The following is a 21708-nucleotide window of genomic DNA, read 5'->3' on the forward strand; positions in this document are numbered from 1 at the left end:
GGGAACCTCAGGCGTCGGTGGTAAAAGGAATGGGTGATGAAGGCGCCAGCCCGCCACGGCATTTGAGCACCCGTAACTGGTGGGGTCGCATGTCGATGGCGATGCGCAAGGCGGCCGGAGACGGATTGGCGGCCGCTTGCTGCTCCCGACAGGCGAAGGCCAGGGTTTCCCCGGTTTCGGCGGCCACTTGCAGCCGTCTCAAGGCGCGGTCATCGACTTTGTTCGGCCAGCACAACACCGCACCGCAACTGCCTGAGCGCAGGCATTGCTCGACCGCCCATAAGGCATCACGCTCGCTGGCCTCGATCACCGACAACTGCCGCAGATCGATGCCCGCCGCCTGCCAGGCCTGCGCGTAAGGCACGTAAGGCGGTGCGATCAGCACGATGCGCTCGCCACTGTCGGCCAGTCGCGCCAGGGTCGGCCATAACAGGCGCAATTCGCCGCAGCCGTCGGCCGGGATCAACACTTCGGTAAGGGCCGCCGGTGGCCATCCGCCCATCGGCAAAGCGGCATCGAGCAAAACGTGCCCGGTGGGCTGGGCGGCGACCGGCTGAACCTCCGGACGGCCTTTCCAGACTCGACGCTCGTCCAGCAGCGCGTCGAGGCTGACCACTGCGCCCATCATTCTCGGCGCACCAGCCCGCAGAACACGCCTTCGATGGCGAAATCCTGATCGGGCCCGACAATGATCGGCTGATAAGCCGGGTTGCGTGGCAACAGCCGAAGCTGATCGTCGCCGCGCTCCAGACGCTTGATGGTGACTTCGCCATCGAGCCGTGCCACGACGATCTGCCCGTCACGGGCTTCGGCACTTTGCAGGATGCCGACCAGATCGCCGTCGAATATGCCGTCCTCGATCATCGAGTCGCCCGTGACCCGCAACAGGTAATCGGGGACGCGCATGAATGTGCGGCTGTCCAGGGTGAAGGTGTCGTGGTGATCGATGTCCGGACCGATGGGCGCACCTGCCGCCACACGGCCCAGCACGGGGATTTCCAGCATGTCCGGACGCCGCGTGGCGTCAACCAGGCGGATGCCGCGAGCCTGATTGGCCGTGACCTCGATGAGGCCGGCTTCAGTGAGCGCCACAATGTGTTTGCGCGCCACACTGCGCGACGCGAAACCGAAGGCTTCGCTTATTTCTGCCAGGCTGGGTGGCTGGCCATGCTGGGCGATGCGATCGCGAATGAACGTCAGGATGGCAGCGCGTCGGGGAGTCAGAGTCGTCATGGAGTACATTTGTACTCTTTTTGCCGAACACTGAACAGCGCCATTTATCCGCTGCTGACATTTCTCACATCAGAGAACACGAACATGGGGCAATTGGCCGACGTGAACAGACAACGTCTCGTCAGCCACTCACTCAGGTCAGTGGCCGAACAGCGCCTGAATCTGCGGGTACGTCAGGTTGCTCTGGGTAACGGGCTCCGATAGGCCTTGCTCGAGGAACCCCCGGGCCAGAATCTCAGCTTGCCCCCACAAGGTCTGGGCGACGCTGGACCCGGCGCTCAGGCGGTGCACGCCCAGCTTCGCCAGGCCATCGGCATCAGGCAGGCCTGGCCGAGCCAACAGGTTGATCGGCAGGTCAACGCCCTGCACCACGGCCTCGATCTGCTCGATATCCACCAGCGCGGCTACGAACAGCCCGTCCGCGCCCGCCTGCTGGTACAGGTTGCCGCGCTTGAGCGTTTCCTCGACGCGCAGCCCTTCCTCGACCAGGCTGGCGAGGTACACGTCGGTGCGGGCATTGATGAATACGTCCAGGCCGCTGTTGGCCGCCATCGTTTTGATCGCCTCGATCTTGCGCGCCAACAGGTGCGGCGCATCGGGCCCGTCTTCGAGATTGATGCCCACAGCGCCCGCATCGAGGATGCGCTTGACGTTCTGCGCGACGGTGTGCGGATCGTCGGAGTAGCCGTTTTCAATGTCCACCGACAGCGGCACCTTGATCAGCCTGGCAATACTGGCCACCACGCTGACCGCCACGTCCATCGGCAACACCCGCCCATCGGCATAGCCTTGAGCCCAGGCGACACCGGCGCTGGTGGTGGCGATGGCCTTGGCGCCGACGCTTTCGAACAGCCTGGCGCTGCCCGCATCCCAGGCATTGGGCAGGCGCAGGACGCTGGGCTGGTGGTGCAGATCGCGAAACGTTTGGGCAGAAGCAGGCATGTTTCATCTCCTTGGGGTGACACTCAATGAGGGCGGAGCAGCATCTTGCGCTCCCGCCGAACGTGGCCAGCGCTGAGTCTAGAACAGCGATCCCTGCAGCGACGGGAGCGCTTGCGCTTGCGTGTACGACGCTGGCAGGCGGTGGCCCTCCAGCGTCAGCAGCCACTGCTTGGCGCTGAGTCCGCCGGCGAACCCGGTCAACGCACCGGAGCTGCCAATCACGCGGTGGCACGGCGCGACGATGGAGATCGGATTACGCCCATTGGCCGCGCCCACGGCACGCACCGCCGCCGGATTGCCGACCTGCACAGCGATCTCGCGATAGCTGCGGGTCTCACCGAAGGGAATGGTCAGCAACGCCTGCCAGACCTTCTTCTGGAAGTCGGTGCCGTGAAAGTCCAGGGCCAGTTCGAACTGGTTGCGGGTTCCGGCGAAATACTCGGCAAGCTGCGCCTGTGCGCGGTGAATGATCTCACTGCCACGGTCCTCGGCCATCTCGCCCAGAAGCACCCGGTTCGCGCGCTCATGCTCCCAGAGAATGGCCGCCAGACACTCGCCCTTGGCGACCAGCTTCAGCCGACCGACCGGGGAATCGACAAAACGGTAAGTAAAGGTCATCAGGGTCACTCCTTGTCTACAGTCGTACACTGCGAACGGCGGCGCAGCGGGGGGGGTCCATACTATCGGTCGGCGCGTGTGCTACGGGCCATCCAGTTCTTGCGGTCGAATTCCGAATCAGCCGCCTTTGGCTTTGCCGGCGACATCTGCGGCCGAATTCCAGATGTGCATCGCCGCGTAGGCGCGCCACGGTTTCCAGGCCTCTGCACGGACTTTGTGCAGCGCCAGCCGCGTCAGGCTCGGGTCCTGCAAGGTCATGAGATTCATCAACACCAGATCCGAGGCCGGCCATGCGTCCGGGTCGCGCCAGGCGCGCATCGCTACATATTCGACGGTCCACGGGCCGATGCCTGACAGCGCCAGCAACTGGCGCCTGCGCTCATCGACATGGCCCGCGCGCGCATCGAGGACGAGCTCGCCACTGGCAACCGACGCCGCCAGACGCTGCAAAGTGTCAACGCGCTTGCCAGGCATGCCGATCCTGTCCAGGTTCGCGCGCGCCAAGGCATCCGGCGTCGGGAAACGCCAGGCCAGCGGTTCGCTGGCGCTTTCGCCAATCTGAACCCCGGCCCGCTGTACCAGCCTGCCGACGATCGTCGTCGCGCCTTTGACGCTGACCTGCTGGCCGACGATGGTGCGCACCACCAGCTCGAAACCTGAAAACGCCCCCGGCACCCGCAGCCCCGGGCGTGCCTGCACCAACGTCGCCAGCCAAGGGTCGCTCGCCAGACTGGGGTCGATGACGTGAGGGTCAGCGTAGAGATCGAACATGTGCGAAACCGGCACGACCAGCTCATCGATATGGCGGCTGACTTCGCCGTGCACGGTGACAATCAGGTGATCCGCGTGCGGCGCCAGCGCCACCGACAACGTGCCTGCGCTGCCGTTGAACTCGATGTTGCGCAGGTACACGCCATCGATCACTGCCTCGACGCCGGCCGTCATCCGGGCAGCGAAGAAGTCGAGCATGCGCTGCCAGTCAAAAGGCCGTTTGAACGGCAGTTGACGGGTGGCCTGAAGGTGATGGGTCTGCAGCATGTCGGAGGTGCCGGAATGAAAACGTCAGCAGGAAGCTAACGCAATCCGCACGCTGATACAAAACCTCGGCGCACCGTAGTTCACGTCGGGCAGCCGATTGCCCCGTCATTCAGGTTCTGCTTGTGGTTCTCGTATTGCAGCGTGGCCTTGCCGTTGTCCCATTTGAGCGTGAGCACCAGCACCGAATCGAAGTCATCGCCAATCCACTCGTCGACCAGCTTGAGGTCTTTGCCCGAAGCTTCTTGCGCGACCTTGTTGATCAATTCGGGCAGATAACCATGGGACCAGGCCGTGTAGATCGTGGCGTTGTGGTATTTGTCGCGCATCAATTCGTCGGCCAGGTCGCCGGTGTCATTGGCGGCGTAGTCGATGTTGACCGGCAGGCCCAGTTTGATCGCGCTCGGGCCGACGGTCATCAGCGGGCGCAAATAGCTGTAGGAATGATCGCCCTCACCTTCTTCGACATGACGACTGGGGTTGGCAGCAAAAATGAAATCGGCCTTGCCGAAGGTCTCGGGCAACACGGTGGACAGGTCGATGGCCCGATTCAGGCCTTGGCAGTTCAATTGCCCCAGGCCCATGTCGGGCTTCTCAGCGTGCCGCAGAAACACCAGCGTTTGCGTGCCGCTCTTGGGCTCGGCGTGGACACCTTTGCCGGCGGCGAACCAGAAAATAGCAGTGCAGACGATGAGTACGGGCGGCAGAAGCCAGGTTAAACACTGAAATGCGCGTGAGATGGCAGGTGAATTGGAAATGCTCATAAAGGCCCGGTGCTGGTCATGCGTGAGGGGCGCGAGGCCCTGTTCAACGTCCCTGTCGCATTTTCTGCGCCTCAAGCGTCACGAGGCTTCATGTCCCTACAAAGAATGACCATGAGAGGGGAAAATGCTTGAGAGGTTGCACGCAAACGTCTGATTTACCGGATTATTCGCCGAACGGTCGACTGCATCGCCTCAAGCGGCGTCCGCCTGAGGGGTATATCGGCTGCAGATTATGGCGCTGATCACCACGGCAAGACCTGCCAGGCTGTAAACCCAGACCGGCGATGCGATCGGCAAGACCACGCCCGCCAGCAACGGACCGACCCCGGCGCCGACGTCGCGCCAGACCGCATTGCCCGCCAGTGCCTGAACACGCCCGGTGCCGGGGTTACGTTCGGCGACCAGGGTGGTCACCAGAGGCAGCTGCAACGCCCGCAGAATCAGCACGCCGCCTGCGCCGATGATCAGCCAGTGCAGGCCGAACGCGGTCAGCGCCACGGCCGTCGCTGCGGAAAACACCACCAGCATGCGCACCGCGCCGAAGCTGTCAGCGGCACGCCCACCGAGCGGGCTCAACAGCATCTCCGAGACATACCGCAGCGCCAGCAACACCCCGGCGATCACCACCGCGTTACCTCCCAGCACATGCTGCGCCTGTAGCGACAGGCCGAAAATGAACAGCCCATCCAGCGCGACGCCTTCGATGAATGACCACATGGCCACGCTGTCCGGCCGCTTGAACCGACGCCCGCTGCGACTCGGCATCGCGTGAGGCGCTGCGGGCAGGCCCCGGGCCAGCCACAGCCCCACTAACGAACACAGCGCCAGAATCAGAAAAATCAGCCGCGGCCCGAAGTACAGGCTGATCAGTGCGCCGATCGGCAACGCCAGCATCGGCCCGACGGCGATGATTGCGCGGGATCGCCCGGACCGGCGCGCCGCCCCGCCCGCCTCTGAGGTGGCCAGCGCCTGGGTGGAAAGATTGAGCGCGGCGTAACTCAGGCCCCACCCCAGCCGCAGCACCAGCAGCATCCAGAACCCGGTAATGAACGAGTTGCCCAGCGCGCAGATGGCGGACACCAGCGCGGCCAGCGTCAAAGCGGCCCTGTCGCCCCGTTCGGCGTAAAAACGCACGACATAGCCGTAGCCGAAAATCCGCACCAGCCGATTGGCTGCCAGCAGCACACCGGCCTGGGCCAGGGTGACGCCGAATGCATCGGCGTTCATCGGCAACAGCAGGTACAGCAGCACATCGCTGGGCAGGCACAAACCGAGAATGGTGGCGGAACGTCGCGAGGCAAGATCGGCATTACGGGCAGCGTCGGCAGGCATGCGCGGAAAGGTCCTGTAACAAATTTGTAGCAGGAGCATGACCACCGGTGAGGCGTCTGACAACCGCATCAGCGCACTTTTTTAGCAGAAATCCTGACAGCGGCCCTTTCAAGAAAGGGCATCACCCGATCAAGTGTTTCTCCAGCAACAGCACCTCAGCAAATTGCCGCTCACGCAACTGCTCCGAAACCTTCGGCAGCAGTAAAAGGTGCGATCTACGCGAGCAGTTGCATGGCACAAAGCCTGCAATATTCCATTTACGCAGGCTGACTCGTGCTGACTGCTGATTTCGAAATAAGCAGCCACGTGCAGCTTCCGCCCTCCGAATGGATATGAACATGACCGCTTTTTCCCGCATTCCCACCGCCTTGAAGCTTTTGGCCGGTGCCTTGGCCCTGACCCTGCATCCGCTGACCCAGGCTGCAGAAGCTCCGCCAGCCGAGCTTCACCTCGATTACGCCTATTACTCCCCTGTAAGCCTCGTGCTCAAACATTTCGGCTGGCTGGAGAAGGCACTGCCCGAGACGAAAGTCACGTGGGTGTTCAGTCAGGGCAGCAACCGTTCGCTGGAATACCTGAACAGCGGCGGCGCCGATTTCGGCTCTTCAGCCAGTCTTTCCGCCGTGCTGGCACGCGCCAACGGCAGCCCGATCAAATCGGTTTACGTCTACAGCCGCGCCGAATGGACCGCTCTGGTGGTGCGCAAGGACTCGACGCTGCAGAGCGTAGCGGACCTCAAAGGCAAGAAGATCGCCGCCACCAAAGGCACCGACCCTTACCTGTTCACCCTGCGCGCCTTGCAACAGGCCAAGCTCAGCAAAGACGATGTCGAACTGCTTCACCTGCAACACCCGGACGGGCGGATCGCGCTTGAAAAAGGCGACGTCGACGCCTGGGCCGGCCTCGATCCGCACATGGCCGCCAGCGAAATTCAGGCCGGTTCGCGTCTGCTCTATCGCAACAAGGACTTCAACAGTTACGGCGTCGTCAGCGTGACCGAGCGCTATGCCAAGGAGCATCCGCAAGCGATCAAGACGGTCATTGGCGCGTACGAAAAGGCCCGTGAATGGGCGCTGAAAAATCCGGACGAATTTGCTCAACTGCTGGCAACGGAATCGGGTCTGCCGCTGGATGTCGCCAAATTGCAGCTGTCTCGCACCGATCTGAGCAGCCCGCAGCTGACCGACAAGGACGTTGCCGCGTCCAAGGCCGCGGCGCCGATTCTGGTGTCCGAGGAACTGGTGCGCAAAGGCACTCACGTCGATGAGGTCATCGATCAGTTGATCGATCCAGCGTTTGGCAAAGCCGTCATCGGCAAGCCATGAACAGCGCCCGGTCAGCCACCCTGAAATCCGACGCGGCGGCCACTGCCGAACGGCCCGTGCGGGTAGCCGCCGGCCGCTGGCGCAGCCGCCTCAAAGGCCTCGCCGTGCCTGTCGCGATCCTGCTGTTGCTGGAAGTCGTGGTCCGGATTGGCTGGGTCCAGTCCTACCAGATGCCGGCGCCGAGCGAGATTGCCTCGACCCTCGCCGACTTGGCCGACGGCGCACTGTGGAAGCACATCGGCGCAAGCCTCGTTCGCGTGCTGTCCGGCTTTGCGATCGGCGCCAGCCTTGCGCTGGTTTTCGCAGCGTGGGTGGGCCTGAGCCGCGAGGCGGAAGCTTATCTGGAACCGACGTTCGCCGGGCTGCGCTCGATCCCCAGCCTGGCCTGGGTGCCACTGTTGCTGTTGTGGCTGGGCATCGGCGAAACCTCGAAGATCGTGCTGATCGCCATCGGCGCGTTTTTCCCGGTCTATCTCAACGGGGTGGCGGCCATTCGCGGGATTGATCGCAAGCTGGTTGAAGTCGGCAGGATGTACCGCTTCAGTCGCCGCCAGATGATCCTGCATCTGTTCCTGCCCGCTGCCCTGCCTGGCCTGTTCACCGGATTGCGTTCAGGCCTGAGCCTGGCCTGGATGTTTCTGGTGGCCGCCGAACTGATTGCCGCCACCAAAGGCCTGGGTTATCTGCTCAGCGACGGGCGCGAAACCTCGCGGCCAGACATCGTGCTTGCGGCCATCATTGTCTTGGCAGTGCTCGGCAAACTGACCGATGGCGTGCTGGCAATGCTGGAAAAACGCCTGCTGTCGTGGCGAGACACCTTCAAAGGCAATAACTGATCGGTCAAACCTGCAGGCGTGAGCATGCTTACGCCTTCAGGCACCCGCCGGCGCGGCCATTCCCTGTCACAGCCATCTGAAGCCCCTCATCTTTTATCCGATGCCGAGTTGACGACCGGCTCGCTTTGGTGTTTCCTGAAACCGGTTTCAAAGCATCACCTGCTTTGCGTAAAAGCCTGCTGATAAATCCAATAAGGGTCAGGCCATGAACACGACTTCCGTCCCGACGCGTGCCCGCGTCACCATGAACGACGTTGCCGATCTGGCAGGCGTCTCCAAAGCCAGCGTCTCGCGGTTCATCGGCGAAGACCGGCAACTGCTCTCCGAAGCCATCGCGCAACGGATCGAGCGCGCCATCGAAACCCTCGGCTACCGCCCCAACCAGATGGCGCGTGGACTCAAACGTGGCCGCACGCGTCTGATCGGCATGCTCGTGGCCGATATCCGCAACCCCTATTCCGTGGCCGTCATGCATGGCGTCGAAACCGCCTGCCGCAAACACGGCTACAGCCTGGTGGTGTGCAACACCGACCGCGATGACGAGCAGGAGCGCCTGCATCTGGCGGCGCTGCGTTCGTACAACATCGAAGGCCTGATCGTGAACACCCTTGGCCATCACCTGGACGAACTTCGTGAGCTGCACAGCGAACTGCCGATGGTGCTGGTGGACCGCAAAGTCGATCAGCTGCAGAGCGATCTGGTCGGGCTGGACAATATCGCTACCGTCAAACAGGCCCTAGATCACCTGCACGCAGCCGGCTACCGCGACATTCTGATGATCACTGAGCCGCAGGACGGCACCAGTTCCCGGATCGAGCGGGTCGACGCGTTCAATGCCCAGATTGCCCTGCGCCCCGACATGCACGGGCAGGTCCGGGAAACCGGCGCGCAGCTGCGCGATCAGTTGCAGGCCTTCCTTGCCACCACAGGCGCTGGCCCGAAGGCGCTGTTCACCAGCAACGGCGTCGCGACGTTGAGCAGCACGCGCCTGCTCCATGACCTGGGCTGCCATCTGTTCGACGACATTGGCCTGATCGCCCTCGATGAGCTGGACTGGTATCCGCTGGTCGGCAGCGGCATCACTTCCCTCGCACAACCGACCCACGACATCGGCGTGACAGCCTTCGAATGCCTGCTCAATCGCCTGCGCGGCGATCAGGAACCGGTGCGCAGTTACGACTTCCCCGCAGAGCTGATCGTGCGTGGCTCCACGCGACGACGACCCTGACCCATCTTGCATCTGGGCTACCGCAGGTCAGCGACCTGCAGCCCGTGGCGAACTTTTCTCGATTTCGCCCGTTCGAACAAAAATGAAACCGGTTTCAGAGGACAACAACAATGAGTCGATTCCCCGTTGCCATCAGCTTGGGCGCCTTCGGTGCAGACCTTGTGCGCGAGCGTGGTCAGGCCAGCTTCATCCCGCTGCTGGTGGAAGCCGGTGTCACGCGCATCGAATTGCGCGAAGAGCTCTTCACTGGCGAGCTTTTCTCTGACGAGATCTTCACTGGCGAACTGGGCCAGCAAGACTTTCCGGCACTGGCCCAGGCCATTCAGGCTCAAGGGCTGGAGTGCCTGTATTCCGCGCCCCTGGAATTGTGGTTGGAGGGTCAGGCCTTGCCGAACCCGCAGCTCGAACCGACCCTGCGCAGGGCCAGCACCTCTGGCGCCGCGTGGTTGAAAGTGTCGCTGGGGCACTTCGACGGCGATAAAGACTTCGCTGCTCTCGCCGATTGCCTGAGCCGTCACGACGTTCAACTGCTGGTGGAAAACGATCAGACGCCACAGGGCGGGCGCATCGAGCCGTTCAGCGCTTTCTTCGCGCAGGTCAAGGCGCTGCAACTGCCCATCGGCATGACGTTCGATATCGGCAACTGGCTGTGGCAAGGGCAATCCAATCGCAGCGCCGCGGAGCAACTTGGGCCGTACGTCGAATACGTGCACTGCAAGGCGGTGTCGCGCAACGCCTCGGGCAAACTGGTCGCAGTACCGCCCCGTCAGACCGATCTGCACCTGTGGGAGCAATTGCTCAAGCACATGCCTGCCGGCCTGCCTCGCGCCATCGAATACCCGTTGCAAGGCGACGACCTGCTGCAGATAACCCGCGAACAGGTGGCTTACCTTGCCAGCCTCGGCCAGCGCCATTCGCCAGCATCCACGGAGGCGCTGAGCCATGTCTGATCTCGATATTCTCTCGTTCGGCGAAACCATGACCATGCTGGTGGCCGAGCAGACCGGCGATCTGGCGCAAGTGCGTCATTTCGAAAAGCGCATCGCCGGCGCTGACAGCAACGTTGCCATCGGCCTGTCCCGGCTGGGTTTCAACGTGGCCTGGCTGAGTCGGGTCGGCGACGATTCCATGGGCCGTTTCGTCATCGACAGCCTGCAAAAAGAAGGCGTCGACTGCGACCACGTCGCTGTCGACCCGGCACACCCCACCGGTTTTCAGTTCAAGTCGCTGGAGCTCGAAGGTGCAGATCCCGTGGTGGAGTACTTCCGTCGCGGCTCGGCGGCCAGTCACCTCTCGGTCGACGACATCGTTGCCCCGCTGCTCAAGGCGCGTCACCTGCACGCCACCGGCATCCCGGCCGCGCTGTCCGACAGCTGCCGCGCATTGTCCCGCGAACTGATGACGCAGATGCGCAACGCCGGACGCAGCGTGTCGTTCGACCCCAACCTGCGGCCATCGCTGTGGTCCAGTCAGGCGACGATGATTCGTGAGGTCAACCACCTCGCCAGCCTCGCCGACTGGGTGCTGCCTGGCCTGGCGGAAGGCGAATTGCTGACCGGGTTCGACACGCCTGCCGACATCGCCCGCTTCTACCTGGACATGGGAGTCGAGGCCGTCGTGATCAAGCTGGGTGCCAAGGGCGCTTACTACCGCACCCAGCTCACCGAAGCCTTCGTGCCGGGCGTGCCGGTGGCCAATGTCGTGGACACCGTAGGGGCTGGCGACGGCTTTGCAGTCGGGGTGATCAGCGCGCTGCTGGAAAACCTCGGCTTCGAGCAAGCCACCGCCCGCGGCAACTGGATCGGCAGCCAGGCCGTACAGAGTCGCGGCGACATGGAAGGCCTGCCAACCCGCGCGGCACTGCAAGCGGCAGAGCTCAAGCCGTCGCCGCGAAAGCAGATCGCCTGACCGACTTTCATCAACCTGTGTGCACACGTTGTTCTCCATCACCTGCTGCGACAAAAAAAACATGCTCAGGGAGCGCGAAATGGAAAAGCTACTCGAAACCGTGAAACACGCCGGCCTCAAACGTCGCTGGCTGCTGATCATGCCGATCGTCTTCATCACCTACAGCCTGGCGTACCTTGACCGCGCCAACTACGGCTTTGCCGCAGCGTCGGGCATGGCCGAAGACCTGCACATCACCCCCGGCATGTCCTCGCTGCTGGGCGCGCTGTTCTTCCTCGGCTACTTCTTCTTTCAGGTGCCCGGCGCTATCTACGCGCAAAAGAAAAGCGTGAAGAAGCTCATCTTCGTTAGCCTGATCCTGTGGGGCGGTCTGGCGACCCTGACCGGCATTGTCTCCAACGCCTACATGCTGATCGGCATCCGCTTCATGCTGGGTGTGGTGGAAGCGGCCGTGATGCCGGCGATGCTGGTGTACCTCTGCTACTGGTTCACCAAGGCCGAACGCTCGCGCGCCAACACCGTGCTGATTCTCGGCAACCCGGTGACGATGCTGTGGATGTCGGTGGTGTCAGGGTATCTGGTGGCCCATTTCAGCTGGCGCTGGATGTTCATCGTCGAAGGCCTGCCAGCGGTGATCTGGGCATTCATCTGGTGGCGTCTGGTGGACGAACGCCCGGCGCAGGCCAAATGGCTGACCGCTGATGAGAAAACCGAACTGCAAACTCGCCTCGACGCCGAGCAGGTGGGCATCAAGCCGGTGAAAAACTATGCCGAAGCGTTCCGTTCGCCTCGGGTTCTGTTGCTGGCCGCGCAGTACTTCTGCTGGAGCATCGGCGTTTACGGCTTCGTGCTGTGGCTGCCGACCATCATCAAGAAAGGCATGCAGATGGACATGGTCGAGGCCGGCTGGCTGTCGGCGCTGCCCTACCTGGCGGCCGTCATCGGCATGGTCATCGTGTCCTGGGCCTCGGACAAACTGCAGAAACGCAAACTGTTCGTCTGGCCGCCGCTGCTGCTGGCCGCCGTGGCGTTCTACGCCTCGTATGCGCTGGGCACCGAGCATTTCTGGTGGTCCTACTCGCTGCTGGTGATCGCCGGCGCCTGCATGTACGCGCCTTACGGGCCGTTCTTCGCCATCGTGCCGGAGATCCTGCCCGCCAACGTGGCCGGTGGTGCCATGGCCTTGATCAACAGCCTGGGCGCGCTGGGGTCTTTCGCAGGTTCGTACCTGGTCGGCTACCTCAACGGCGCGACCGGCACATTGAGCGCTTCTTATCTGTTCATGAGCGGCTCGCTGCTGGTGTCGGTGCTGTTGACCCTGATGCTCAAGCCAGACAACACAGCAAAGCCGCTGCGCGATGAGCCCGAGGTTCGTCGCACACCCGCCCACCCTTGATTCGGGAAAGAGTTGAATGAGCAAGCACGTGGTTCTCTACAAGAAACTGTCGCCGGCGCTGATGCAGCGCTTGCAGGCCCACGCCGACGTCACGCTGATCGAAGACGTGAAGTCGGACGAGGGCATGGCGCGACTGCGCGACGCCCTGCCCCACGCCGACGGCCTGCTGGGCGCCAGCCTGAAACTGGACGCCGAACTGCTGGATCGCGCCGTGAAGCTGAAAGCCGTGTCCAGCGTCTCGGTGGGCGTCGATAACTACGACATCGACGATCTGACCCGTCGCGGCATCCTGCTGACGAACACGCCGGATGTGCTGACGCAGACCACTGCCGACACCGGTTTCGCGTTGATCATGGCCACCGCGCGGCGAGTTGTCGAGCTGGCGAGCATGGTCCGTGACGGTCACTGGACGCAGAACATCGGGCCTGAACATTTCGGCACCGATGTCCACGGCAAGACGCTGGGCATCGTTGGCATGGGTCGGATCGGTGAAGCCGTGGCGCAACGCGGCCATTTCGGTTTTGGCATGCCGGTGCTGTATCACAGCCACTCGCCCAAGCCAGACGTTGAAGCCCGGTTCGATGCGCAGTACCGCAGCCTGGAAGACCTGTTGCGCGAGTCGGACTTCGTCTGCCTGACCGTGCCATTGACGGCGCAGACCGAACGCCTGATCGGGGCCGAGCAATTGGCGCTGATGCGTCCGCAAGCGATCCTGATCAACATCGCCCGGGGCAAAGTCGTCGATGAGCAGGCGCTGATCACGGCGCTGCAGAACAGGCAGATCCGCGCGGCGGGCCTGGACGTCTTCGAACGCGAACCGATCCAGACCGATTCGCCGCTGCTGCAACTGGATAACGTCGTGGCGACCCCGCACATGGGCTCGGCCACCGACGAAACCCGTGAAGCGATGGCCCGCTGTGCCGTGGACAACATGATCAGCGCGCTGTCCGGGAACAAACCAAAGGATCTGGTCAACCCCTCGGCCTGGCATCCTCACTGACCGACTGACCCGACACGTGCCCGCGATGACTAGGGGTCAGATGCCTCGCTGCATCAGCCCCCTTTGGCATTTGCGGGCACGCGTGGGTTCAGCGAGCAGTGCTGCTGGCTGAACCACTCAAATCACGAACCGCGACACCATGGCCTTCAAGTCCACCGCCAGACGCGACAGTTCATGGCTGGCTGCGCTGGTCTGGTTGGCACCGGCGGCCGTCTGGGCAGCCAGGTCGCGAATGTTCACCAGATTGCGATCCACTTCCCGCGACACTTGCGCCTGCTCTTCCGAGGCGCTGGCGATCACCAGGTTGCGTTCGTTGATCTGCGAAATGGCCTCGGTGATCAACTCCAGCGCGTCGCCCGCCGAATTGGCCAGGTTCAGCGTGCTGCGAGTGCTGTCGGTGTTGCGCGACATCGACTGAACGGCATCGCCGGTGCGAGTCTGGATGCCCGCCACCATCTGTTCGATTTCAGTGGTCGATTGCGCGGTACGGTGCGCCAGCGCACGCACTTCGTCAGCCACCACCGCGAAGCCGCGCCCGGCCTCACCTGCCCGGGCCGCTTCGATCGCGGCGTTAAGGGCCAGCAAGTTGGTCTGCTCGGCGATGGAGCGGATCACGTCGAGCACCTTGCCGATGTCACGCCCCTGCTCCGCCAAACCTTCCACCAGACCGGTCGTGGCCTGGATCTGCTGGGTCATCTCCTGGATCGACCGGACCGTTTCCACCACCCGATCCCGGCCCTGACGCGCAGTCTGGTTGGATTGTTGCGACGCCTCGGAGGTCGACACCGCGTTACGCGCCACTTCCTCCACTGCGGCGGTCATCTCGTTGACCGCCGTGGCCGCCTGTTCGATTTCGTTGTTCTGCTGCTGCAATCCGCGGGACGACTCTTCAGTGACCGCGCTGAGTTCTTCGGCAGCCGAGGCCAGCTGCGTCGAGGAGCCGGAGATCAGCTCGATGGTCTTGCGCAGGTTCTGCTGCATGGTCGCCAGCGATTTCAACAGGTGCGCAGCTTCATCCTTGCCATCCACTTCGATAGGCCGGGTCAGGTCACCACCGGCAATTTCTTCGGCTGCACGAACCGCTCTGGCCAGCGGGTTAACGATACTTCGGGTCAACAACCAGGCAAGAATGACTGTGAGTAAAACGGCAATGACCGACACGCCAATGATGCCGACATTGGCACTGTCATATTGCTGTTTGGAAACAACCGCCGCCTCACTGGCGCCTTGTTTATTGATGGCGATCAACTGGTTGATCTGAACACCCATGAGGTCGGTGGCATCTTTCATCCGGGTGTTGATCAAGTTGCGCATTTCTTCGGTTTTTTCCTGGCGCGAGAGTTCCAGTACTTGCGCCTGCACCTCGAGGAACGTCGAAAGTGTGGCGTCAAATTGTCGATACACCGAAAGTTCTTCGCCCTCTGCCGGCAGCGCTGCATAGTTCTTTTTTGCGTCTTGTAACTTGCCGATCAATTCAGCGATGCGCCCCTCTGTTTCGCGCAACGAGGCCGGCTCACGGTTGACCAGCGTGCGGAACGACGTGATGCGCAAGCGCAGGCTGTTTTCCAGCATGGTGCCCAGGTAACCCACGCTGGGAAGCTGATTGGTCTCCATGTCGGTAGTGGCCTGGCGAATCAGCGCCATCCGGTTGATCGAAAAAAAGCCCAGGCCGATCACCAGTACCGCAATGAAGGCGAACCCCAGAAATGCGCGAGGCGCAATGTTCATGTTTCTTATCGACATGGAATATCTCTCTAAAAGATCCGGCTGAGTGCATCCATGCGTAAATCAAACACCAGAAACTTTATTCGTCTCTTTGGTAGATGACGGCTGCAATCTGACGCGATCAAGCGTTTCGACTGCACCTGAATATTCTATCGGCCAGACCTTTAGTTTTATTCAGCGTCTTGACTGTTATTTTTTAAAACACGTGTTTACTGGATCCAAAGTAATCACGTAAAACGTTTGCGTGTTAACGCCGCGTTACAGCCAAGCGCGTTAATATTTATGCCGAAATGCAGTAATGGCTCTAACTCGCACTTCTTGAAACGGTTTACCCAGATAATCTTTCGTAATGGCGCAGTGCCTTAGAACAGAATATCGATTCAGCAACGCGAATTTTCGTACAGAGGTAATAACGAAGTGAATCCAGATCAAGGAAATGTAAAATTTTTGAATCCGTAGGATTTTTTTCCCATTTCTGTCAGAAGTCAGTGCTACCTTTACCTGACTTGTGATCGTGCACCGGATACGAAGAACGGGACAGCCAAGCGGCACGCCGCTCAGGCCCCGCAAGAGGACGTTCTTCTACACAGCCGCGCCGACTCAGCGTCTTTCCTACCCTGCGGAGCTTCGGAAGTGCTCGATTGAACGAGGTGGGCCCCATGAATAAAGTCACGTTCCCAAACGCCTGCCAGCTGATGCGCTGGCATTTTCATCCTGTCGGCTTTGAAGCCAATATGGATGCGCCCAGCAGTATGGTTGCGCGCCTGTTCGACCGTGAAAGCGGCGAAACGGTGATCGCCATCGCTGGCATCCCCTGCGCGACGGTCATGAACGCGATGGACGTGGAGCGCATCATCGAAGCCATCGAGCTGGAACTGGAAACGTTCATCCCGTCACAGATCGAGTACCTGAACAGGGCCTGAGCCTGGCCCTGTCTTCAACGTCCTGCCCCGGCAGCCTGACACCGTGACGCATGCATTACGCTTCGCTCACTGAAACACCTCGCCGGTCCTCGAAGAATGCCTTGTCTGCGGCAATCCGCGCCGAGGCCTTGGCAATGCCTGCTTCTTCGTTGCCCACGGCATCGATGAACCAATAGCAATGGCGCACGGCGCGGGTGATCGCCACGTACGCCAGGCGCAGGACTTCATCTTTCTGAGCGTTGTCGAACGCCTCCAGATCGCCTTCCTTGCCCAGGCCGGCCAAGCCATACACCTGATTCTTCCAAGGCGACTGGGTCAGGTGCTGACAATCACCGAGCAGGAACACGGCGTCGGCCTGCAAGCCCTTGGCGCTGTGATAAGTCAATTGTTTGAGGCGACGTTCCTGCGGCGGCCGTGCGTAATCCGCGTCGGCCAGCGCCTGCAGGGCTTCAGGCAGTCGCGCCCGTTCACTGCCCTTGCGGTACAGCAGCAGCACCGAATCGCCCGCGTGATAATGCTCGCTCAGGCGATTCATCAACGCTTCATCGTCGCGATCGAGCACGGTCACCGGCAGCAACTCCTGCACTGCGCCGCTGGCCCTGGCTTTTTTGCCGCTGATGGCAGGCGCCGCGCGCACGATGTGCTCGGCGGCGTCGATGATGTGCTGATGGCTACGGAAGTTGTCACTGAGCATCACCCGCGTCGTTGCAGGTGAGGAAAACTCCTTGGCGAACTCCATGAAGAATTTGGGCGAGCTGCCGCGCCAGCCGTAGATCGACTGCCAGTCATCACCCACGCAGAGCAGTGAGGAACGCTGCGCGCCCCTGCCCGCCTGCAACGCCGTGCCGCGACTGCGCACCTCGCGCAGGCTCGCCCGGATCCAGGAGACAATCTGCGGCGAGACGTCCTGGAATTCGTCGATCATCAGGTGCGACAGAGGTCGCAAGCCGTCGTCGCTGACCAGCTTGAGGTTTTCCGGTGAGTTTTCCCCGAACAGCGAAAACATCCGGTTGTAGGTCATCATCGGCGGCGTCTGGTCCAGCAGATGGTCTTCGAACGCCTTCCAGAACAGACTCAGGCCTTCGAAGAAAAACCGGTCGGGATCCTGCTCCGAGAAGCTCATGCGTGAGACTGCATCAGGCACATCCAGGCCCAGGTTTTCGATGAAACTCGCCGCGGCCACGAAGCAGTCGAGCAAGGGCGCGGCGCTCAATTCGCCTTTTACCTTGTAATCGAAGCCGGGACCGGCCACGGCGGCGCCCGACAGCGACTGCATCATCCCGCGCGACGCTTCATAGTTCTCCAGCCAGATCACCGGCTTGCGGCAGAACGCCTGAAACAGCGTGCGCTTGATCACCCACTCGGCCCAGACCGGCAGCTTGGCGTCGGGACGCCGCAGGTGCTGATCCTCGCTCGGGTCGAAGCCGAGCACGATCCACGCATCGAGCTCGGCTGCGTAACCATGAACGTGGAACTTCAGCCCGCTGACTTCGACGGTCTGGCGCATGGGCTCGACGCCTTGAATCGGCCAGGCGCCCGCGCGGATCCACAGGTCTTCGATGACGTCGCAGAGTTCCTCATCGCGCCGGGAAGACAACCCCATGACCGTGATGCGCTTCTGCACATCCGGGTGATCGCGGTCCAGCGCCTTGAGCTGCAGCGAATGCCGGTACAGCGGCGCCATCACTTCACGAAAGCGCGAATTGGCCGCGTACAGGTCGCGGTAACACAGATTGAGCTGCTGGCGCTGGGCGTCGTTGATGCGCAAATCGAAGGGGTTGCTGTCGGCCAGGTCTTCCCCCGACGGATTGCCGAATAACGTGCCGCTCTGGCTGCTGAGGTTCTCGAACGCCTGCAACTGCTCGAAGCCCGGCAGGCTGCGCACCAGCGGCAGGATGCGCGAATGGAACGTGCGCACCACCTCGCGGGCCTGGCGCAGCGTCAGCTCATGCCCCCACAGTGCGAAGATATCAATGAGTTTGTTGATGAAATCCTTGCGCGACTCGCGGGTGAACGTCACCACCGTCATCGAATCCAGCTCGAAACCCAGATAGTGATGGAGCAACAACACCCGCAGCACCAGCGATGTCGATTTACCCGCACCGGCACCGGCGATGACGTACGTCGACGGCGTGTCGCTGAAGATCATCTTCCATTGCGCGGTGGTGGGCTGTGAATGCTCGGGCAGGCGTTGCGCCACGTCGGCCTTGATGCGCTTCTTCAGCTCGTTGCTCAGCGGCAGGCGCCAGTCATCGAACAGGTGATCGTCCACTTTCGGACCGCGATGCTCGGCCGGGCGCGTGTCCCGGATCACCAGCACCTGCCGACCTTCCTGCACGCCATCCAGATGCCCTTCGGCGTAACCCTCGTTCATGCCTTCGACATGGCCATTGAGGTAACCGTCGGCGTGGCCCTGTTTCCATGAAGGCACGTGCTGGGCCTGCAGGCGGTTCAAGCTGCGCCCCATGGCACGGGCGAGCAGACGTTTGAAGAACGGCAGGCGTTCGGGGGTGATCAGATCAGGGGGCAGATCGGCGGGCAGCGAATGGGGTGGCTCGGCAGGAAAATCGTGCGACACGCAGGCTCCGGGTTTCAGCATTTTGACGAAGGCGCCTATGGTCGCTGCATTTGCCGACAAGCTCCAGCGAAATGCTTTGCGGTCATGGGCTTAGCCGATCAAGGGCAGGTAAAGGCTCTAATCTGCAAGTGATAATCTATCTAGTATTTCGATCATAATCACGCAAAACTTACGCTTTTTATCGATGTTAAATTGATTGATCATGGCTCCATCGACTAACCAGCGGTGCCCAGCGAAACGGCCCGGCCCTGCTAATGGAGGAACTGATCATGCTGCAACTTCGACCTTTCACATCCCTGGGCGGCGCAGACCACGGCTGGCTGAACGCTCACCACCATTTCTCGTTCGCCAACTACTACGACCCAAGCCGCATGAGCTGGGGCCAGCTGCGGGTATGGAACGATGACGTGATCGAAGCCGGCACTGGCTTCCCCCGCCATCCGCACCGCGACATGGAAATCATCACTTACGTTCGTGAAGGTGCGATCACCCATGAAGACAGCCTGGGCAACCGCGGCCGGACTGAAGCCGGCGATGTGCAAGTGATGAGTGCCGGCACCGGCGTGGCCCACAGCGAGTACAACCTGGAGTCGAAGGAAACCCGCATTTTCCAGATCTGGATCATGCCGGACGAGGTCGGTGCTCCGCCTTCCTGGGGCGCCAAGCCGTTCCCCAAAGGCAACCGCGAAGGGTTCGTGACGCTGGCAAGCGGCAAGGCGGACGATGACATCGAACTGCGCATCCGTGCCAATGCCCGTCTGGTGGCGGCCAATCTGAAAGCCGGTGAGACGGCCGAGTACGCCATGGACGAGGGTCGTCGTGCGTATCTGGTGCCGGCTACCGGGATCATCGAAGTCAACGGCCTGCGCGCCGGAGCCCGCGATGGTGTGGCGGTGGAACAGGAACGCGTGTTGCGCGTCACCGCCATCGAGGACAGCGAAATCGTTCTGGTGGACGTGGCCTGATCCGACCACGACAGTGAGATAAGCAAAAGCCCCGACTTGCCAGGCAATCGGGGCTTTTTTGCGTTTCCGGCATTAGGCGACGGGTTCACTCCCAGACGCTACAACCCTGCAGCGGCGCGCTTGCTCGGGAAAGCGCGAGGGTATTTACCCTTGCAGGCGTTCAGCGGCCGGTTGGCGCCCGCTCGGATCACTTGGGCGCAATCGCCGCATCCACCAACACTTGCGCCTCGGCCACCAGACGCTTGAGGTGATCCTCGCCCTTGAAGCTCTCGGCGTAGATCTTGTAGATGTCCTCAGTCCCCGAAGGCCGCGCCGCGAACCAGCCGTTCTCGGTCATGACTTTCAAACCGCCGATCGCCTGATCATTGCCCGGCGCCTTGCTCAGGATGCTGGTGATTTTCTCGCCCGCCAGCTCCGTCGAAGTCACCTGCTCAGGCGACAGCTTGCTCAACAAAGCCTTCTGCTCGAAATTGGCCTTGGCTTCGACCCGGGTCGAGACAGGTTCGCCGAGTTCGTCGGTCAGCGCCTTGTACATCTCGCTTGGATCGCGGCCCTTGCGCGCCCGGATTTCAGCCGCCAGCAATGCCGGAATCAGACCGTCCTTGTCGGTGGTCCAGACGCTGCCGTCGCGACGCAGGAACGACGCGCCGGCGCTCTCTTCGCCGCCGAAGCCCAAGGTGCCTTCATACAAACCTTCGGCGAAGAACTTGAAGCCCACCGGCACTTCATACAAGCGGCGGCCCAGACGCTGGGTCACGCGGTCGATCATGCCGCTGCTGACCACGGTCTTGCCCACGGCTGCATCGGCTCGCCAGTCAGGACGGTTCTGGAACAGGTAGTCGATGGACACCGCCAGATAATTGTTCGGGGCCAGCAAGCCACCGGTCGGCGTGACGATGCCGTGGCGATCGTGATCCGGGTCGCAGGCGAAGGCGACCTGATAGCGATCCTTGAGTCCGATCAGGCTCTGCATCGCAAAGCTCGACGACGGGTCCATGCGGATCTTGCCGTCCCAGTCCACGCTCATGAAGCGGAAAGTCGGATCGACGAACGTGTTGACCACGTCCAGATTCAGGCCGTAATGCTCACCGATCGCCGACCAGTAACGCACGCCCGCGCCACCCAGTGGATCGACGCCCAGGCGCAGATTCGCGCCACGGATGGCGTCCATGTCGATGACGTTTTTCAGGTCCGCGACATAGGTGTTGAGGTAGTCATGGCGATGGGTCGTGTCGGCGCGCAGCGCCTTTTCGTGGCTCATGCGCGTCACGCCGACGATCTTCTCGGCGAGCAGTTCGTTGGCCTTGTTCTCGATCCACTTGGTGATGTGCGAGTCGGCCGGGCCGCCGTTGGTGGGGTTGTATTTGAAACCGCCGCTCTCTGGCGGGTTGTGCGACGGGGTGATGACGATGCCGTCAGCCAGGCCGGAATTGGGCGCAGTGCTGCGGCCTTTGTTGTAGCAGATGATCGCGTGTGAAACCGCAGGTGTCGGCGTGTACTCGTCATCCTGGGAGATCATCACGTTGACGCCATTGGCGGCCAGCACTTCCAGCGCGGTCGCCGCGGCGGGGGTCGACAACGCGTGAGTATCGGCGCCGAGAAACAGCGGGCCGTCGATGCCGTTGGCCTGGCGGTACAGGCAGATGGCCTGACTGATGGCCAGTACGTGCCATTCGTTGAAGCTCAGGTCGAAGGAGCTGCCACGGTGCCCGGAAGTGCCGAAGGAAACCCGCTGGGTCGCGACCGACGCATCCGGCTGACCGGTGTAATACGCCGTCACCAGGCGAGGAAGATCGACCAGCAATTCTGCAGGCGCCAGTTTGCCCGCGAATGGACTGATACTCATGCGAAACCTCCGTGGATGAAATAAAAGATGAATTGACAGAAAAAACAGACATCG

At 61.8% G+C, this 21708-nt stretch carries 19 protein-coding genes; 9 read left to right on the forward strand and 10 right to left on the reverse strand.

Annotated features, from left to right (window positions below; translation table 11 throughout):
• Positions 1-7: 7 nt before the first annotated feature.
• The 7 genes from imuA to AAGQ88_RS15370 form a co-directional block, all read right to left on the reverse strand.
• Positions 8-625 (reverse strand): translesion DNA synthesis-associated protein ImuA, encoded by a 618-nt coding sequence (gene imuA / locus AAGQ88_RS15340; protein ID WP_342655817.1) that lies wholly within the window; start codon positions 623-625, stop codon positions 8-10.
• Entirely contained in the window at positions 625-1242 is a 618-nt protein-coding gene (lexA, locus tag AAGQ88_RS15345; RefSeq protein ID WP_342652833.1) for a transcriptional repressor LexA, read from the reverse strand. The genes imuA and lexA overlap by 1 nt, the downstream gene beginning before the upstream one ends.
• A gap of 129 nt (positions 1243-1371) precedes the next feature.
• Positions 1372-2175: an isocitrate lyase/phosphoenolpyruvate mutase family protein gene (locus tag AAGQ88_RS15350; RefSeq protein ID WP_342652834.1), complete on the reverse strand. Its 804-nt coding sequence runs from the start codon at positions 2173-2175 to the stop codon at positions 1372-1374.
• 78 nt (positions 2176-2253) lie between these two features.
• A complete protein-coding gene (locus AAGQ88_RS15355; protein ID WP_342652835.1) occupies positions 2254-2793 on the reverse strand; it encodes a methylated-DNA--[protein]-cysteine S-methyltransferase in 540 nt (179 codons plus the stop codon).
• A 117-nt stretch (positions 2794-2910) separates the two neighbouring features.
• A complete protein-coding gene (locus tag AAGQ88_RS15360) occupies positions 2911-3831 on the reverse strand; it encodes a DNA-3-methyladenine glycosylase (RefSeq protein WP_342652836.1) in 921 nt (306 codons plus the stop codon).
• An 80-nt stretch (positions 3832-3911) separates the two neighbouring features.
• Positions 3912-4592 (reverse strand): hypothetical protein, encoded by a 681-nt coding sequence (locus AAGQ88_RS15365; protein ID WP_285425335.1) that lies wholly within the window; start codon positions 4590-4592, stop codon positions 3912-3914.
• A 192-nt stretch (positions 4593-4784) separates the two neighbouring features.
• Positions 4785-5924 carry an MFS transporter gene (locus tag AAGQ88_RS15370; RefSeq protein ID WP_285425336.1) on the reverse strand — a complete coding sequence of 380 codons (1140 nt, stop codon included), beginning with the start codon at positions 5922-5924 and terminating at the stop codon, positions 4785-4787.
• Positions 5925-6262: 338 nt separating this feature from the next.
• Here AAGQ88_RS15370 and AAGQ88_RS15375 point away from each other — a divergent pair, with 338 nt between their 5' ends.
• The 7 genes from AAGQ88_RS15375 (at position 6263) to AAGQ88_RS15405 (ending at position 13617) form a co-directional block, all read left to right on the forward strand.
• Positions 6263-7249, forward strand: a complete 987-nt coding sequence (locus AAGQ88_RS15375) for an aliphatic sulfonate ABC transporter substrate-binding protein (protein ID WP_342652837.1) — start codon at positions 6263-6265, stop codon at positions 7247-7249.
• The gene (locus tag AAGQ88_RS15380; protein ID WP_342652838.1) at positions 7246-8085 is read left to right on the forward strand and encodes an ABC transporter permease; all 840 of its coding nucleotides are present in this window, start codon (positions 7246-7248) and stop codon (positions 8083-8085) included. The genes AAGQ88_RS15375 and AAGQ88_RS15380 overlap by 4 nt, the downstream gene beginning before the upstream one ends.
• Positions 8086-8290: 205 nt before the next feature.
• Positions 8291-9313 carry a LacI family DNA-binding transcriptional regulator gene (locus AAGQ88_RS15385; RefSeq protein ID WP_285425340.1) on the forward strand — a complete coding sequence of 341 codons (1023 nt, stop codon included), beginning with the start codon at positions 8291-8293 and terminating at the stop codon, positions 9311-9313.
• Positions 9314-9423: 110 nt separating this feature from the next.
• A complete protein-coding gene (locus tag AAGQ88_RS15390; protein ID WP_342652839.1) occupies positions 9424-10263 on the forward strand; it encodes an AP endonuclease in 840 nt (279 codons plus the stop codon).
• The gene (locus tag AAGQ88_RS15395; protein ID WP_342652840.1) at positions 10256-11221 is read left to right on the forward strand and encodes a sugar kinase; all 966 of its coding nucleotides are present in this window, start codon (positions 10256-10258) and stop codon (positions 11219-11221) included. Before AAGQ88_RS15390 ends, AAGQ88_RS15395 begins: the two co-directional genes overlap by 8 nt.
• A 79-nt stretch (positions 11222-11300) precedes the next feature.
• Complete coding sequence (locus AAGQ88_RS15400; RefSeq protein ID WP_342652841.1) at positions 11301-12617, forward strand: MFS transporter; 1317 nt, start codon at positions 11301-11303, stop codon at positions 12615-12617.
• Positions 12618-12633: 16 nt separating this feature from the next.
• Positions 12634-13617 (forward strand): D-glycerate dehydrogenase, encoded by a 984-nt coding sequence (locus AAGQ88_RS15405; protein ID WP_342652842.1) that lies wholly within the window; start codon positions 12634-12636, stop codon positions 13615-13617.
• A gap of 117 nt (positions 13618-13734) precedes the next feature.
• Here the strand turns inward: AAGQ88_RS15405 and AAGQ88_RS15410 are convergent, their stop codons facing one another.
• Positions 13735-15360 carry a methyl-accepting chemotaxis protein gene (locus tag AAGQ88_RS15410; protein WP_342652843.1) on the reverse strand — a complete coding sequence of 542 codons (1626 nt, stop codon included), beginning with the start codon at positions 15358-15360 and terminating at the stop codon, positions 13735-13737.
• Positions 15361-15983: 623 nt separating this feature from the next.
• On the opposite strand from AAGQ88_RS15410, the gene AAGQ88_RS15415 reads away from it, so the two are divergent.
• Positions 15984-16265, forward strand: a complete 282-nt coding sequence (locus AAGQ88_RS15415; RefSeq protein WP_285425346.1) for a DUF1652 domain-containing protein — start codon at positions 15984-15986, stop codon at positions 16263-16265.
• 55 nt (positions 16266-16320) lie between these two features.
• Here the strand turns inward: AAGQ88_RS15415 and AAGQ88_RS15420 are convergent, their stop codons facing one another.
• The gene (locus tag AAGQ88_RS15420; RefSeq protein WP_342652844.1) at positions 16321-18864 is read right to left on the reverse strand and encodes a UvrD-helicase domain-containing protein; all 2544 of its coding nucleotides are present in this window, start codon (positions 18862-18864) and stop codon (positions 16321-16323) included.
• A gap of 248 nt (positions 18865-19112) precedes the next feature.
• Between AAGQ88_RS15420 and AAGQ88_RS15425 the strand changes: the two genes are divergently transcribed.
• Positions 19113-19808: a pirin family protein gene (locus tag AAGQ88_RS15425; RefSeq protein ID WP_285425348.1), complete on the forward strand. Its 696-nt coding sequence runs from the start codon at positions 19113-19115 to the stop codon at positions 19806-19808.
• A gap of 187 nt (positions 19809-19995) precedes the next feature.
• On the opposite strand, the gene pgm is transcribed toward AAGQ88_RS15425, so the two are convergent.
• Positions 19996-21654, reverse strand: coding sequence for a phosphoglucomutase (alpha-D-glucose-1,6-bisphosphate-dependent) (gene pgm / locus AAGQ88_RS15430; protein ID WP_342652845.1), 1659 nt, complete (start codon positions 21652-21654; stop codon positions 19996-19998).
• Positions 21655-21708 lie beyond the last annotated feature (54 nt).

Source organism: Pseudomonas sp. F3-2, assembly GCF_038804275.1.
Lineage (GTDB): Bacteria > Pseudomonadota > Gammaproteobacteria > Pseudomonadales > Pseudomonadaceae > Aquipseudomonas.

What these genes read in the sequence shown, in the direction of transcription:
- AAGQ88_RS15425 (WP_285425348.1), top strand. Translation starts at nt 19,113, where the DNA reads ATGCTGCAACTTCGACCTTTCACATCCCTGGGCGGCGCAGACCACGGC.
- AAGQ88_RS15370 (WP_285425336.1), bottom strand. Translation starts at nt 5,924, where the DNA reads ATGCCTGCCGACGCTGCCCGTAATGCCGATCTTGCCTCGCGACGTTCC.
- AAGQ88_RS15355 (WP_342652835.1), bottom strand. Translation starts at nt 2,793, where the DNA reads ATGACCTTTACTTACCGTTTTGTCGATTCCCCGGTCGGTCGGCTGAAG.
- AAGQ88_RS15360 (WP_342652836.1), bottom strand. Translation starts at nt 3,831, where the DNA reads ATGCTGCAGACCCATCACCTTCAGGCCACCCGTCAACTGCCGTTCAAA.
- AAGQ88_RS15380 (WP_342652838.1), top strand. Translation starts at nt 7,246, where the DNA reads ATGAACAGCGCCCGGTCAGCCACCCTGAAATCCGACGCGGCGGCCACT.
- AAGQ88_RS15385 (WP_285425340.1), top strand. Translation starts at nt 8,291, where the DNA reads ATGAACACGACTTCCGTCCCGACGCGTGCCCGCGTCACCATGAACGAC.
- AAGQ88_RS15375 (WP_342652837.1), top strand. Translation starts at nt 6,263, where the DNA reads ATGACCGCTTTTTCCCGCATTCCCACCGCCTTGAAGCTTTTGGCCGGT.
- imuA (WP_342655817.1), bottom strand. Translation starts at nt 625, where the DNA reads ATGGGCGCAGTGGTCAGCCTCGACGCGCTGCTGGACGAGCGTCGAGTC.
- AAGQ88_RS15365 (WP_285425335.1), bottom strand. Translation starts at nt 4,592, where the DNA reads ATGAGCATTTCCAATTCACCTGCCATCTCACGCGCATTTCAGTGTTTA.
- AAGQ88_RS15400 (WP_342652841.1), top strand. Translation starts at nt 11,301, where the DNA reads ATGGAAAAGCTACTCGAAACCGTGAAACACGCCGGCCTCAAACGTCGC.
- pgm (WP_342652845.1), bottom strand. Translation starts at nt 21,654, where the DNA reads ATGAGTATCAGTCCATTCGCGGGCAAACTGGCGCCTGCAGAATTGCTG.
- AAGQ88_RS15350 (WP_342652834.1), bottom strand. Translation starts at nt 2,175, where the DNA reads ATGCCTGCTTCTGCCCAAACGTTTCGCGATCTGCACCACCAGCCCAGC.
- AAGQ88_RS15410 (WP_342652843.1), bottom strand. Translation starts at nt 15,360, where the DNA reads ATGTCGATAAGAAACATGAACATTGCGCCTCGCGCATTTCTGGGGTTC.
- lexA (WP_342652833.1), bottom strand. Translation starts at nt 1,242, where the DNA reads ATGTACTCCATGACGACTCTGACTCCCCGACGCGCTGCCATCCTGACG.
- AAGQ88_RS15390 (WP_342652839.1), top strand. Translation starts at nt 9,424, where the DNA reads ATGAGTCGATTCCCCGTTGCCATCAGCTTGGGCGCCTTCGGTGCAGAC.
- AAGQ88_RS15395 (WP_342652840.1), top strand. Translation starts at nt 10,256, where the DNA reads ATGTCTGATCTCGATATTCTCTCGTTCGGCGAAACCATGACCATGCTG.
- AAGQ88_RS15405 (WP_342652842.1), top strand. Translation starts at nt 12,634, where the DNA reads ATGAGCAAGCACGTGGTTCTCTACAAGAAACTGTCGCCGGCGCTGATG.
- AAGQ88_RS15420 (WP_342652844.1), bottom strand. Translation starts at nt 18,864, where the DNA reads ATGCTGAAACCCGGAGCCTGCGTGTCGCACGATTTTCCTGCCGAGCCA.